Source organism: Aeromonas sp. TS_SC_11 (assembly GCF_057318915.1).
Map to the genome: position 1 here is coordinate 902,501 of NZ_CM170470.1, position 12,555 is coordinate 915,055.

12 protein-coding genes (1 of these 12 running past the window's edge) are annotated in these 12,555 nt (G+C 60.6%); 4 read left to right on the forward strand and 8 right to left on the reverse strand.

The features are described from left to right. Positions 1-2,539: the 5' portion of a DNA polymerase I gene (gene polA, locus AC1P02_RS04290; RefSeq protein WP_485184235.1), read on the reverse strand. The gene continues 218 nt to the left of window position 1, outside the view; only the first 2,539 of its 2,757 coding nucleotides appear in the window; its start codon is at positions 2,537-2,539; its stop codon lies off the left edge, out of view. A 400-nt stretch (positions 2,540-2,939) separates the two neighbouring features. Between polA and elbB the strand changes: the two genes are divergently transcribed. Next, positions 2,940-3,590, forward strand: coding sequence for an isoprenoid biosynthesis glyoxalase ElbB (gene elbB / locus AC1P02_RS04295; protein WP_408125089.1), 651 nt, complete (start codon positions 2,940-2,942; stop codon positions 3,588-3,590). A 71-nt stretch (positions 3,591-3,661) separates the two neighbouring features. Here the strand turns inward: elbB and AC1P02_RS04300 are convergent, their stop codons facing one another. From AC1P02_RS04300 to fieF, 4 genes are all read right to left on the reverse strand, one after another. Beyond that, complete coding sequence (locus tag AC1P02_RS04300; protein WP_011899225.1) at positions 3,662-3,871, reverse strand: cell division protein ZapB; 210 nt, start codon at positions 3,869-3,871, stop codon at positions 3,662-3,664. A 259-nt stretch (positions 3,872-4,130) separates the two neighbouring features. After that, positions 4,131-5,411: a hypothetical protein gene (locus AC1P02_RS04305; protein WP_058395965.1), complete on the reverse strand. Its 1,281-nt coding sequence runs from the start codon at positions 5,409-5,411 to the stop codon at positions 4,131-4,133. Between the two features lie 21 nt (positions 5,412-5,432). Beyond that, positions 5,433-6,212, reverse strand: coding sequence for a serine O-acetyltransferase (cysE, locus tag AC1P02_RS04310; protein ID WP_485184238.1), 780 nt, complete (start codon positions 6,210-6,212; stop codon positions 5,433-5,435). Positions 6,213-6,220: 8 nt separating this feature from the next. Next, the gene (gene fieF / locus AC1P02_RS04315; protein ID WP_005321213.1) at positions 6,221-7,132 is read right to left on the reverse strand and encodes a cation efflux pump FieF; all 912 of its coding nucleotides are present in this window, start codon (positions 7,130-7,132) and stop codon (positions 6,221-6,223) included. An 86-nt stretch (positions 7,133-7,218) separates the two neighbouring features. On the opposite strand from fieF, the gene AC1P02_RS04320 reads away from it, so the two are divergent. The 3 genes from AC1P02_RS04320 to trmL all read left to right on the forward strand — a co-directional run bounded on the left by AC1P02_RS04320 (position 7,219) and on the right by trmL (position 9,812). Further along, a complete protein-coding gene (locus AC1P02_RS04320; RefSeq protein WP_485184241.1) occupies positions 7,219-7,914 on the forward strand; it encodes a response regulator in 696 nt (231 codons plus the stop codon). Further along, positions 7,911-9,266: an ATP-binding protein gene (locus AC1P02_RS04325; protein WP_005321218.1), complete on the forward strand. Its 1,356-nt coding sequence runs from the start codon at positions 7,911-7,913 to the stop codon at positions 9,264-9,266. Before AC1P02_RS04320 ends, AC1P02_RS04325 begins: the two co-directional genes overlap by 4 nt. 81 nt (positions 9,267-9,347) lie before the next feature. Beyond that, on the forward strand, positions 9,348-9,812 hold the full coding sequence (trmL, locus tag AC1P02_RS04330; RefSeq protein ID WP_005321220.1) for a tRNA (uridine(34)/cytosine(34)/5-carboxymethylaminomethyluridine(34)-2'-O)-methyltransferase TrmL: 465 nt from the start codon (positions 9,348-9,350) through the stop codon (positions 9,810-9,812). On the opposite strand, the gene AC1P02_RS04335 is transcribed toward trmL, so the two are convergent. The 3 genes from AC1P02_RS04335 to AC1P02_RS04345 form a co-directional block, all read right to left on the reverse strand. Beyond that, positions 9,794-11,179, reverse strand: coding sequence for an MATE family efflux transporter (locus AC1P02_RS04335; RefSeq protein ID WP_485185417.1), 1,386 nt, complete (start codon positions 11,177-11,179; stop codon positions 9,794-9,796). The genes trmL and AC1P02_RS04335 overlap by 19 nt on opposite strands. A 22-nt stretch (positions 11,180-11,201) precedes the next feature. Further along, the gene (locus AC1P02_RS04340; RefSeq protein ID WP_125609354.1) at positions 11,202-11,828 is read right to left on the reverse strand and encodes an SCO family protein; all 627 of its coding nucleotides are present in this window, start codon (positions 11,826-11,828) and stop codon (positions 11,202-11,204) included. A gap of 209 nt (positions 11,829-12,037) precedes the next feature. Further along, on the reverse strand, positions 12,038-12,325 hold the full coding sequence (locus AC1P02_RS04345) for a hypothetical protein (RefSeq protein WP_005321232.1): 288 nt from the start codon (positions 12,323-12,325) through the stop codon (positions 12,038-12,040). Between the last annotated feature and the right edge of the window lie 230 nt (positions 12,326-12,555).

The following is a 12,555-nucleotide window of genomic DNA, read 5'->3' on the forward strand; positions in this document are numbered from 1 at the left end:
GCTTGATGATGTCGGCGGCCGTCCCCTGCATGGGGGCGTTGATCGCCGCCCGCTCGGCGCCCTTGCGCAGACCGGCGTTGCGGGACTTGATATCCGGCAGATAGAGACGACGGCCGAACAGGGTTTCGACATAGCCCTGCGCTTCCGCCTGCTGGCGGGTACGCTCCATATACTCCAGCACACCCGGGTAGCGTTCGAAGTAGAGGTCCATGTACTTCTGCGCCTCGGCGCGACCGATCCCCAGCTGTTTGGCCAGGCCAAAGGCGCTCATGCCATAAATGAGGCCGAAGTTGATCGCCTTGGCGCTGCGACGCATGTCGGTGGTAACCGCATCGAGCGCGACCCCGAACACCTCGGCGGCCGTTGCCTTGTGGATGTCCTTGCCCTCGGCAAACGCGGTCAGCAGCCCCTTGTCACCGGAGAGGTGTGCCATGATGCGCAGCTCGATCTGGGAGTAGTCTGCCGCCACCAGCTTGTAGCCGGCGCTCGGGATGAAGGCCTGCCGGATCCGGCGACCCTGTTCGTTGCGCACCGGAATGTTCTGCAGGTTGGGGTCAGAGGAGGACAAACGGCCGGTGGCCGCCACCGCCTGATGATAGGAGGTGTGTACCCGCCCGGTCTGGGGCTTGATCATCAGCGGCAGCTTGTCGGTATAGGTGGACTTGAGCTTGGCCAGAGTGCGGTGCTCCATCAGCAGGCGCGGGAGCTCGTAGGTCTCGGCCAGCTCGGCCAGCACCTCTTCCGCGGTGGATGGTGCACCCTTTGGGGTCTTCTTGATGATCGGCAGACCCAGCTTGGTGAAGAGGATCTCCCCCAATTGCTTGGGCGAGGAGAGGTTGAACTCCTGCCCGGCCAGCTCATGGGCCTGACGCTCCAGTTCGGCCAGCCGCAGCTCTATCTCCTGGCTCTGCTGGTGCAGTAGCTTGGGATCGATAGTGGTCCCGAGCAACTCCATCCGCGCCAGTACCGGCAGCAACGGCAGCTCGATTTCGCTGAATACCTGGCACAGGCCAGGCACGGCTTCCAGTTGGCCCCACAGGGTCTGGTGCAGACGCAAGGTGATATCCGCATCTTCCGCCGCATAGGGGGCTGCCTGCTCCAGCTCAATCTGGTTGAAGGTGAGCTGTTTGACCCCTTTGCCCGCTATATCTTCAAAAGAGGTGGTTTCGACCCCGAGATAGCGTTTGGCCAGCGAATCCATGTCGTGACGACTGGCGGTAGAGTTGAGCACGTAGGACTCGAGCATGGTGTCGTAGGCGATACCCTGCAGGTCGATGTTGTGGTTGAGCAACACGTTGCGATCGTACTTGAGGTTCTGACCCACCTTGAGACGGGTCGGATCTTCCAGCAACGGCTTGAGCTTGCCCAGCACTACGGCCTCGGTCAGCTGCACCGGCGCCCCGAGATAGTCGTGACCGAACGGCACATAGGCCGCCTTGCCCGCTTCGACTGCGAAAGAAACGCCGACGATGCGCGCCTCCATGTAGTCGAGACTGGTGGTTTCGGTATCGAAGGCAAACAGCGGTGCCACTTTCAGCTGTTCCAGCCAGCCGTCAAACTCGGCTTCGTCCAGAATACAGCGGTAGTCGGTTTCGATGGCGGCAACCGGTGCAGCGCTGTCATCGCCAGCCTCTTCCTGTCCAGCCCCCTCTTCGCCACCGGACTCAAGCTCCTTGATCAGGTTGCGAAGCTCGTATTCGCGGTAGACTGCCAGCAGTGACTCCTTGTCGATGGGGCCAAGCTGCAGCTCTTCCAGACTTTGTTCCAGCTCGACATCGGTCTTGATGGTCGCCAGTACATAGGAAAGGCGAACCTGCTCCTCCTGCTCACGGAACTTGTCGGCGAACGCCTTGGAGCCGCGGAAGCCGAGGGCCGCCACCTTGTCGAGGTTGGCTGCAATCTCGTCTATGCTGCCGATCCCCTGCAGCAGGGCCAGCGCTGTCTTCTCGCCGACACCCGTCATGCCGGGGATGTTGTCCACCTTGTCCCCCATCAGGGCCAGATAGTCGATGATGAGCTCGGGCGGCACGCCAAACTTTTCAATCACCCCTTCCCTGTCTGTCTTCACATCTTTCATGGTGTCGATCAGGGTGACATGGTCGGAGACCAGCTGCGCCATGTCCTTGTCGCCGGTACTGATCAGCACAGGCAGCTGCTTCTCGGTGGCCTGGCGAGCCAGGGTACCGATCACATCGTCAGCCTCGACTCCTTCGACCATCAAAAAGGGGAAACCCATCGCCTTGATCATCTGATGGATGGGGGCGACCTGGCTGCGCAGATCGTCCGGCATGCTGGCACGGGTAGCCTTGTACTCGGGATAGATGTCGTCACGGAAAGTCTTGCCCTTGGCGTCGAACACCACGGCCACATGGCAGTCAGGGTATTGCTTGCGCAGGCTGCGCATCATGTTGGCCATGACACGGACGGCACCGCTCGGCAAACCGGTCGATGTGCGCAGATCGGCCTGCTGGGAGGCGAAGAAGGCGCGGTAGAGATAAGAAGAGCCGTCGACCAGAATAAGGGGATTGCTAGGGGCCATGAAATCGTCCTGCCAGAGATAAACAGCCGCTAGGATGCCACAGGGCCCCCTTCACACCAAGGGGGCTAGCGCCACCATCAACAGGCCATTGAAAAGGGGCGCGCTGTGGATAACTCTGTGTTCAAAAATGGGGCTCACTACGGACCACAGTGACAAAGCTGTGTATAACAACATAAAAGTACATATAAAACAATACGATGAGATCGTAAAAACTGATCTTGAGACGGTTGAGATGATCTCGATCAATGTGGAAAAAGATTTAAGGGAGTAGATACGGCAGGATCGAAAACGAAACAATCCTAGCACAGCGGGATGACTTGACCAGCGGATGGCGAACGATAACCATACAAAAGTACAACAATCTATCCTGGCTCACATTTTCAACAACGAGGGGTTTACCATGAAAAAAGTGGCCGTGATTTTGAGTGGCTGTGGCGTCTTTGATGGTGCCGAAATCCATGAGGCCGTCATCAGTTTGCTGGCGCTGGCCCGCCAGGGTGCGACTACCCAATGCTTCGCTCCGAACGTGGCGCAGCTCCATGTTATCAACCACCTGACCGGTGACGTGAGCGAGGGGGAAAACCGCAACGTGCTGGTTGAAGCCGCTCGCATCTGTCGCGGCCAGATCAGGGATGTGGCAGAGCTGGATGCGGCCGATTACGACGCGTTGCTGGTGCCCGGCGGCTTTGGTGCCGCCAAGAACCTGTGCGACTTCGCCATCAAGGGAGCCGAGTGCCAAATTCAGCCGGATGTCCTCAAAGCCTGCCAGAGCTTTGCCAATGCCAACAAGCCGGCAGCCTATATCTGCATCGCGCCCGCCATGATACCGCTCATCTATGGCGCCGGCACTCTGGCGACCATAGGTCATGACGAAGGCACCGCCAATGCCATGGAGGCCATGGGGGGCAGCCATCTCAACTGCCCGGTCAACGAGTTCGTGGTTGATCAGGAGCGCAAGGTGATCTCCACTCCCGCCTACATGCTGGCCAACAACATTGTGGAAGCGGCAGATGGCATAGAGAAGACGGTCAAGCAGCTGCTGGCGCTGTAATCCCCACCCCGCCAAAAACAAACGGGCCGCTCATGGAGCGGCCCGTTTTCAATCTTGCAGCTGGCTGCCGGTTAGATGGATTCGCCCATCTGCTCCATCTTGCCCAGCAGGGCACGCAGGCGCTCCTGCCATGCAACGTGCTCGTTGCGCAGCAGATGGTTCTCGTCTTGCAGCTTGCTGTTTTGCTCTTTCAGTTCGTCCAGCTCCATCTTCAGCAGGGAGATGTTGTCGACGGCGGATTGTACTTTGGATTCGAGTTGCTCAAGGACTTCTAGTGACATATGCATACCTGTATGTTCAATTGCGATGCCCCACAGAGGGCGATTCAAGCGCGTAAAGCCAGCATACCCCGAGCACATCGGCACAAACAAGCCAGCGCGCTGTAAAATGCGCCTTCCATAGATGTATTGTCTAAATATGCGTCTATTTTTCTCGCATCCTGCGCCAAGGCCGATACAAGAGCCTCATAACCAGCAGGCAACGCCCTGCCAATCCAGTCACCACGGGCATGTTGCCGGGCACTTCCCCCCAGTTATGCCTTCATCCGTGCAGCGCCACATAAGCCCCCAACAGCAAGCAGGCGACCCCGTACATCAGCAGGCCATAGAGCAGGTTCCAGCGCAGGATCATCCCCGCACTCAGGTTGTAGCGCGATGCCAATGCCAGGTTGGAGCCGGAGAGCGGGCTGGTCCCGGTCGCAAGTCCCCATCCCAGCAAAAAACACATGCCGAGCAGGCTGGGATCCGGTGACAAGGGCCACAGCAGCGGCGCCAGCCCGGAGATGCTGATGAGCGGATGCACACCGACGATGGCCACCAGCAGGATCAGCAGCAACGTCAGGGATGACTCGAGCCAGCCGAAGTGGTTGAAGAGTGGTAGCCCGTGCTCACCGCCGAGTTCGAGCACAGACAGAGCGCTGTTGATACCGGCTGCCAGCAAACCGGCCCCCAGAAACAGCACCAGCTGGCCACCGATGGCAGGGAAACGCTCCACCACCTGCCGCTTGAGGGCGGCGCCTCGCCCGGCTCTGGGCATGAACAGCAGCGCCAGCAGCGGTGCCACCAGGGCGATCACAGCCAGAATGCCAAGCGCTGGCCAAATCTGTTTGATGAGCAGCACCAGCAGCGCCAAGGCCACCGGCAGCCCCAGGGTCTGCAGTCGCAGCGGATAGCCGGCAAAATCCTGTACGCCGAGTCGCTCCACCTGCCAGGCGGTCAGTCCCATGGCCAGCAGAGCAGCAATCACGCCAAACGGCATTATGCTGGAGAGTTGCAGACCCGGCGCGTACGTGAGCGCCACTGCCATGGCGACGAAGAAGGGGGACCAGAAAGCCGCCGCACAGAAGATCCGGCTCAGCACCATTACCTGGCGCCGCTCCAGGGTGCCGTTACGTTCCAGCCGATCGCCGATGATGAACAACACAGAGAGGTTGATGACGGATCCCAGCAGATTGAGGCTGGCCATGGTGCTCCACAGCCCCTTGCGCCCGGTCCAGGAGGCAGTACCGGTCAGCAGGCCGGACGTTGCAAGATTGAGGGTGCTCACGGCGGCAAACATGGTGAGCATATTGATGTTGGGCAACAGCCAGTCGCCCGGGTTGAGACTGGCCCCCCGCCACCATGAGAAGATCAGCAGCAAGAGGGCTGCGCCATACAGGGCAAGAGCCTGTCGTCTGGCAGCCCCCACCAGCCAGGGCCAGGTGAGGAGCGATGCCCCCCAGGCGGCGATGGCCGCCGGCCAGGGGGAGAATCCCAGATAGAGGTGCAGCAGGTTGAGCAGCCACATCCCCAGGATCAGGTAACCTGACCAGCGCTTGGCCATCGAATCGTCTCGGTCAGGGGATCAGAGACACTGATCCATATCCAGCGAAGGCTTGTCGCACTCCGGGCGGCCCACTATCTTGGCCGGTACGCCGGCGACAGTGGTGTGCGGGGGCACAGGGTTGATCACCACGCTGCCGGCTCCTATCTTGGCACCTATCCCCACTTCGATATTGCCGAGCACCTTGGCGCCCGCCCCTATCATGACCCCTTCGCGGATCTTGGGATGGCGATCGCCACTCTCCTTGCCGGTCCCTCCCAGGGTCACGCTCTGCAGGATGGAGACATCGTCTTCAATCACAGCGGTTTCACCGACCACTATGCCGGTGGCATGGTCAAACATGATGCCCTTGCCGATCCGTGCAGCCGGGTGCACGTCGACCCCGAATACCACCGAAATCTGGTTTTGCAGGTAGAGCGCCAGCGAGCGACGACCCTGGCGCCACAGCCAGTTGGCAACCCTATACCCCTGCAGGGCATGGAAACCCTTGAGGTAGAGCAGCGGGGTGGAGAAGAGATCGACCGCCGGGTCGCGCTCCTGCACGGCGCAGATATCTGCCGCCACCATTGCCAGCAACTCGGGCTCGCTGCGCAGGGCCAGCTCGATCACCTCACGCAGGGCGATGGCGGGCATGGTGGCGCTGTCGAGCTTGTTGGCCAGCTGGAAGCTGAGAGCCGAACGCAGGTTCTTGTGATTGAGAATCGTGGAGTGAAAGAAGCTGGCCAGCATGGGCTCTTCGGTCGCCATGCATGCCGCTTCTCGCTCAATTTTTTGCCAGGTTCTGGCAACCAGATCATCCATGTTGCAGCCTACTGTTGTTCTGATGGAGTGCCTTGCTGTTCCTTGTGCACCACAGAGATGGGGTCCATATGAATAATGACATCCATGCGTTCAAATTCCTGACGCACCGCCAGTTCGGCTTCATCGGCAATCTGATGGGCCTTGACCAGAGGGAGCTGATCGTCCAGTTCCAGATGCAACTGAACGAAACGGGTCGGACCGGATTGGCGGGTACGCAGATCATGCACCCCGTGGACACCTTCGACTTCACAGCAGAGGGCCATTATTCTCGCTTGTTCTTCGGCTGGCAACTGACGATCGAGCAGCGCCTGCACAGACTCATAGCCGATATGGATGGCGCCCCACAGCAGGAACAGACCGATCAGGATGGCAAACAGACCATCGGCCCAGAACCAGCCCCGCCCCGCCAGCACCAGCGCCAGCAAGACGCCGGCATTGAGTAGCAGGTCGGAGCGGTAGTGCATCATGTCGGCCTTGATGGCCACGCTGTTGGTCTTGCGGATGACAAAACCCTGGAAGCTGACCAGCAGCAAGGTCAGCACTATGGAGCCGCCGCTGACCCAGATACCCGCTTCGAGTCGCAGAATGGGGGCCTGATTGAGCAAGGAGGAGATGCCGTGCATCACCAGCAGCAGGGCTGACCCCGAGATGAAGGCAGACTGGATGAGACCCGCCAGCGATTCCGCCTTGCCGTGGCCAAAACGGTGCTCATCATCGGCCGGTGCCAGCGCATAGCGAATGGCCAGCAGGTTGATGATGGAGGCACTGACATCCATGAAGGAGTCGGTGAGCGACGCCAGCAGACTTGAGGAGTCGGTCATGAGCCAGGCGATCAGCTTGCCGGTGATCAGCAGGGTGGCGGTGGTAACGGCGGCCATGCTGGCCAGCGTCACCCAGCGGGAATATTGTTGATGGCTCAAAACCGGCTTTCCTCTTGCGGTTAAAAATCTATTATACCCTGACCCCTGCGTCACTTTGGCGCGAAAAATCAGCGGAATGACCCTAGATGCACAAAATACTCCTGGTCGACGACGATCTCGAGCTGACTCAGCTGCTCACCGAAATTCTGACCCTGGAAGGCTTCCAGGTGACTGTCGCCGAGGATGGCGAAGAGGGGTTGCTGCGGCTGGCAGAGCAGGACTTCAACCTGGTGCTGCTTGACGTGATGATGCCCAGGCTCAACGGCTTCGCCATGCTGGCAAAGCTGCGTGAGACCCACGACACACCGGTGCTGATGCTGACTGCGCGGGGCGACAGCCAAGACAGGGTCAACGGGCTGGAGGCGGGCGCCGATGATTACCTTGCCAAGCCCTTTGATGACAGAGAATTGCTGGCCCGGATCCGCGCCATACTGCGCCGGACCCAGAGTGCGCAACCCCAGCGTGGCGGCACTTCCGAAGAGATCCGCTTCATGGATCTGGTGCTGCAGCCGGGCTTGCAGCAAGCCAGCTGCGGCGAACAGCTGCTGGAGCTCACCGCCACCGAATTCGGGCTGCTGGAGTGTCTGCTGCGCAATCCCGGCCAGATCGTCAGCAAGAGCCAGCTCTCGGAGCTGGTGCTCGGCAAGAAGCTGGAACCCTTCGATCGCGCCATCGACATGCACCTGAGCAACCTGCGCAAGAAGCTGCCGGAACGCACCGATGGCCAGCCCCGCTTCAAGACGGTGCGCGGACGCGGCTATCTGTGGCTGGAACAGGCATGAACACGGCCCGCACCTTCAATGGCCTCTCCACCCAGATCTTCCTCTGGTTCTGGTTCATGCTGCTGGTCGTGGTCGCCGCTGTCGTGATACTGCCGACCCTGGATCCCCGCAACATAATTCCGTTACCCGCCCACGAGATGGTGCGGATGAACAACAACCTGAAAGCTCTGCAGCGGGGTGCCGACCCCAATCAGGATTTCGATCTGGCCAAGGCCATAGAGGCGGCGGGTCTGTTGCCGGTGGACAATATCTACCTGCGCGACGAGAAGGGCCAGATGCAATCCAGCACGCGGCTCAGCAAGTTCGTCGTCCGCTTCATGGTCGACTCGGACAACCCGGCCAAACCCATGCTGGGCAGCGAGCACCAGAGAGCCATCGCAGGTCCCTTCGAGATGGAGCACCACGGTCAGACCTATCACGTCTACTTCGGCCTCAATGTCGAAAACTCCTATCTGTTCCTGTTTATCCAGATCCTGGATCACCCGATCCAGATCCTGGGGATCGCCATGCTGGTCAGCACACCACTCTGCCTGTTGCTGGCCTGGCGACTGACCCGTCCCATACTGCAGTTGCAGCGTTCAGTCTCCCAGTTGGCGGAGGGCAACCTGGAAGTACAGATCCCCAATCTGGGGCGGCGTGACGAGATCGGCCAGCTGGCGGATCACGTCAGCCACATGGTCGACACGCTCAAGAGCATGATCCAAAAGCAGAAACAGCTGCTGTCCGATATATCCCACGAGCTGCGCAGCCCCCTCACCCGCATCCAGCTGGCGCAGGCGCTGATCCGCCGCAAGCAGGGCGACAGCAACGAGCTGGCACGGATAGAGTCGGAGATTGGGCGGCTGGACAAGCTGATCGGCGACCTGCTCGACCTGTCACGGGTACAGCAGCATGTGGAGGCACCTGTGGTGATGCCGTTGGCCGAACTGCTGGAGCCCATGCTGGATGACGCCATGTTCGAGGCCAACCAGAGCGGCAAGCAACTCCGGCTGCCGCCACTGCCGACCGAGTCGATCAGGATGTGGCCCGAGCTGCTGGCACGGGCGCTGGAAAATCCCCTGCGCAACGCACTCAAGTACGCTCACAAGTTCATCAAACTGGATTGGTATAGGGAAGGAAGGGAGTGGGTCATCACCATCCGTGATGACGGCCCGGGTGTGCCGGTGGCGCAACAGGAGCAGCTGTTCCTGCCCTTCTTTCGGGTGGATGATGCCCGCAACGCCAAGACCGGCGGCACCGGGCTGGGGTTGGCCATCGCCTCGGAGGCAATCCAGCGCCATGGTGGCACCATTCGCGCCAGTTGCAATCAGCCCACCGGGCTGACTATCACCATACGTCTGCCTATTGGCTGAGCCATCTCTTTTCATCCAGGCGGGCGCTGGGTATGCTGGCGCCCTTTTCAGCCCCATCTCGGCCCGCATCAGGATCCCGCCATGCTCGATATCGTGCTCTACCAACCGGAAATCCCGCCCAACACCGGCAACATCATCCGCCTCTGCGCCAACACAGGCTACCGGCTGCATCTGATAGAACCGCTGGGGTTCGAGTGGGATGACAAGCGGGTGAAGCGGGCCGGGCTCGATTATCACGAGTTTGCCGAGGTGAAACGCTGGCCGAGCTATGAGGCATTTCTGGCTGCCGTTGCTCCCGAGCGGGTGTTTGCCTGCACCACCAAGGGCAGTACCGCCCATTCTGCAGCGCAGTTCGCGCCCGGTGATGCCCTGCTGTTCGGCCCGGAGAGCCGAGGTCTTCCACTGGAGATCATAGAGAGCCTGCCGTTCGAACAGCGGCTGCGCATCCCCATGTTGCCCCAGAGCCGCAGCATGAATCTCTCCAATGCGGTCGCGGTATTCGTGTACGAGAGCTGGCGCCAGCTGGGTTATGAGGGTTCGCTCTGAACCTGGCTCACCCCATGGGGTGAATGCAACAGGCGGCCATCACGTTCCAATTGCCAGCACAGATACCCCAGCGTCAGACCTCGGCCCGCCATCAGGGCGCCCATGGCGGCCCACAAGGCGGCAACGCCCCAGCCCTGACAGAGCCACCAGACCGGGAAGAAGCCGCAAAACGCCGCTACCAACATGCTGTTACGCATCTCCCGGGCACGGGTAGCGCCAATGAAGACCCCATCCAGCAGGAAGCACCAGACCGCCAGTAACGGCATCAGGATCAGCCAGGGCAACTGGCGGTTTGCCTCGGCGATCACCGCCGGTATGTCGGTAATATGGGCGATGAGCTGGCTGCCGCCCGCCGCAAACAGCAGGCTGAAACCAATCGCTATGATCAGCGCCCAGCCAAGGTTCAAGACAATGGCTTCGCGCAGCGCCTGCCGATCCCGCCGGCCGATGGCGCGGCCCACCATGGCCTCCACCGCATAGGCAAAGCCATCCATCCCGTAGGAGATGAGCATCAGAAAGTTGAGCAGCACCGCATTGGCGGCCACTGCCACATCCCCCAAACGCGCACCCTGCAAGGTCATGAAGGCAAAGCAGAGCTGCAGGCAGAGGGAGCGGATGAAGATATCCCGATTCAGGCTGAGCAATCTCAACAGCGCGGGCCACTGACGCCAGCGTTGCCAGGCCCCCTGCCACACCTCGGGCGAGAGGCGGCGCAGATGGCGGCTCACCAGCCAGAGTCCGACCCCCAGGGCGCTGTAATCTGCCAGCAGAGAGGCGGCGGCCACTCCCTTCACCTGCCAGCCCAGCCCCAGTACGAACAAGGTATCCAGCGCCATGTTGATCAGGTTGGTGAAGATCAGCAACAGCATGGGGCTGCGGGCATCCTGCATGCCCAGCAACCAGCCCATGATCACCAGATTGCAGAGCGCCGCAGGCGCACTCCAGATCCGTACCGACACATACTCGCTGGCATAAATCTGCACCTCGGCTGACCCGCCACTGAGTGCAATCAGCACGGGCAGCAGGGGCAGCAGCAAGAGCAAGAGCAGCACGCCCAGCCCGACGGCGAGACCGAGCGCCCGCGCCAGGGTGTCGAGCTGGCCACCTGGACTACCGGCGCCATGAGCCTGGGCGGTCAGCCCTGTGGTGGACATGCGCAGGAAGCCGAGCAGCCAGAAGATGAGATTGATGAGGGTAGCCCCGACCGAGACGCCTCCCAAAAACCAGGCCTGACCGAGCTGGCCTATCACCCAGGTATCCACCAGCCCCAGCAATGGGGTAGTGATATTGGAGAGCACCATGGGCAATGCCAGGGCAAACACGGCCCCATGGCGCCGCCTGTCTGTCAACCAGGGCGGGATCAGCATGAGAGCAGCCACTCATCCGGCATCATTCGCCCTCCAGTCGCACTATTTTGGCGAAATCGGAGACCAGGGTTTCCATGACCACGTGGGGTACTCGCCCCTCGCTCATCTGGGGGCGGAACACGGCTTCCAGCTTGCCTTCCGGATTGATCAGCACTATGGAGGCGGAGTGGTCGATCAGGTAATCCTTCTCTCCCTGTTCGGCAATGGAGTAGATGAGGCCCAGGTTGCGCACAAACGGGAACAACTTCTCGTGGGGGCCGGTTGCCGCCTTGAACTCGGGATGGAAGAAAGCGGTATAGGTCTTGAGGCGAGTGATGTCATCGCGCTGCGGATCCGCCGAAATGAACACTACCTGGCTGTCCGGTGCAATCTTCTTCAGCGCCGGATAGACGGAGCGCAGATCCGCCAGCGTGGTCGGGCAGATATCCGGGCAGAAGGTATAGCCGACAAACAGAAAGGTCCAGTGCCCCACCAGACTGGCTGGAACGAAGGGCTGCCCATCCTCGTCGGTAAAGGCAAACGGATTGATGTCCCGCCCCGCCGGATAATAGTCGGCCTGCTCGGGCAGGGAGGGTCGGCTCCAGTGGAATGCAGCCATCATGCCCCCGACCAGCAGCAGGAACAGCAAGGGATAACGCGGTTTAACCATAACAACAGACCTTTTCACTGCGACATGCCCGCAGAGTGGGCACGAATGGATGGCCCATTGTAACCCAGCCCATCGCGCTCCGGGTTATCCCTTGCACCGGATGCCGCTTGGGTCAAAAGAGGCTCCCATAATCACTGGTCAGCCGGGCTGGGCCATAAAACAACAGCCCCACCATCAAGGTGGGGCTGTGAGACAAGGGCCAGGAAACATCAGGGTTGTTGTCTGCGGCGCTCATGGGCGCGCTTTGTCAGGGCACGCAGCGGTATGACGGGAGCGGTCCAGGGAAGATCCGTTTGTCCCGTGTCGCTATGACGGTGAAACAGCCGCACCAGGCGGACTATCTTGTCTTTGGGGCAGCCAAGCCAGACAGTCCAGCAGGCACCCTTGTGATGTACCCAGAGAGCATAGAAACGGGTCATCCGGTTACCCTTGATGAAACGGGTGATGGAAGAAGCGGGCGATGCCAGACCCGGATCCCATGGCGAGCTTGAAGCCATACCTGTCCTCCTTGACCAACAGGTCACGCCGGTCGGCATCGACAGCCCCCTTGGGTGGCCAGATCGATGACTGCCGCGTGTCGACTGCGCAGGTGTGCCTTTATTCTCCAGACGGCAGATGCCGCCGGTGCAATGCTGGCCACCCTCCCTTCTATCCCGCGAACGCCTCCATCTAACTGGGCTGGTAGCGCCCTTGCTGTCCGGCGCGCCGCCTGAGGCTGTTGTTATGC

Bases quoted from the DNA above. Each gene is read 5' to 3' on its own strand.
- elbB (WP_408125089.1), top strand. From the start codon at position 2,940: ATGAAAAAAGTGGCCGTGATTTTGAGTGGCTGTGGCGTCTTTGATGGT.
- AC1P02_RS04300 (WP_011899225.1), bottom strand. From the start codon at position 3,871: ATGTCACTAGAAGTCCTTGAGCAACTCGAATCCAAAGTACAATCCGCC.
- AC1P02_RS04305 (WP_058395965.1), bottom strand. From the start codon at position 5,411: ATGGCCAAGCGCTGGTCAGGTTACCTGATCCTGGGGATGTGGCTGCTC.
- cysE (WP_485184238.1), bottom strand. From the start codon at position 6,212: ATGGATGATCTGGTTGCCAGAACCTGGCAAAAAATTGAGCGAGAAGCG.
- AC1P02_RS04320 (WP_485184241.1), top strand. From the start codon at position 7,219: ATGCACAAAATACTCCTGGTCGACGACGATCTCGAGCTGACTCAGCTG.
- AC1P02_RS04325 (WP_005321218.1), top strand. From the start codon at position 7,911: ATGAACACGGCCCGCACCTTCAATGGCCTCTCCACCCAGATCTTCCTC.
- trmL (WP_005321220.1), top strand. From the start codon at position 9,348: ATGCTCGATATCGTGCTCTACCAACCGGAAATCCCGCCCAACACCGGC.
- AC1P02_RS04335 (WP_485185417.1), bottom strand. From the start codon at position 11,179: ATGCTGATCCCGCCCTGGTTGACAGACAGGCGGCGCCATGGGGCCGTG.
- AC1P02_RS04340 (WP_125609354.1), bottom strand. From the start codon at position 11,828: ATGGTTAAACCGCGTTATCCCTTGCTGTTCCTGCTGCTGGTCGGGGGC.
- AC1P02_RS04345 (WP_005321232.1), bottom strand. From the start codon at position 12,325: ATGGCTTCAAGCTCGCCATGGGATCCGGGTCTGGCATCGCCCGCTTCT.